Source organism: Klebsiella sp. 1SOBk5mer (assembly GCF_046603115.1).
Lineage (GTDB): Bacteria > Pseudomonadota > Gammaproteobacteria > Enterobacterales > Enterobacteriaceae > Klebsiella > Klebsiella quasipneumoniae.
The window spans coordinates 1-353 of the sequence record NZ_JBKIUU010000041.1 but is presented as its reverse complement, the minus strand read 5'-3'; the positions used below and the strand labels follow the sequence as shown (position 1 = coordinate 353).

2 tRNA genes and 1 rRNA gene are annotated in these 353 nt (G+C 50.4%); all 3 read left to right on the top strand.

Annotation, left to right across the window (positions count from 1 at the left end):
* A 16S ribosomal RNA gene (locus ACLH1U_RS25250) occupies positions 1–63 on the top strand; the annotation flags it as partial.
* 70 nt (positions 64–133) lie between these two features.
* Positions 134–210: transfer RNA gene (locus ACLH1U_RS25245), tRNA-Ile, on the top strand.
* 36 nt (positions 211–246) lie between these two features.
* Positions 247–322 (top strand) — tRNA-Ala (locus ACLH1U_RS25240).
* Positions 323–353: the final 31 nt, after the last annotated feature.

Sequence of the window (353 nt, the reverse complement as noted above, 5' to 3'; positions counted from 1 at the left end):
ATGACTGGGGTGAAGTCGTAACAAGGTAACCGTAGGGGAACCTGCGGTTGGATCACCTCCTTACCTTAAAGAACCTGCCTTTGTAGTGCTCACACAGATTGTCTGATGAAAAACAGCAGTAAAAAACCTCTACAGGCTTGTAGCTCAGGTGGTTAGAGCGCACCCCTGATAAGGGTGAGGTCGGTGGTTCAAGTCCACTCAGGCCTACCAAATTTGCGAAGCAAATTTGAAGAGGTTGCAAACGATGGGGCTATAGCTCAGCTGGGAGAGCGCCTGCTTTGCACGCAGGAGGTCTGCGGTTCGATCCCGCATAGCTCCACCATCTTTACTGCGAACACAAGAAAACTTCAGAG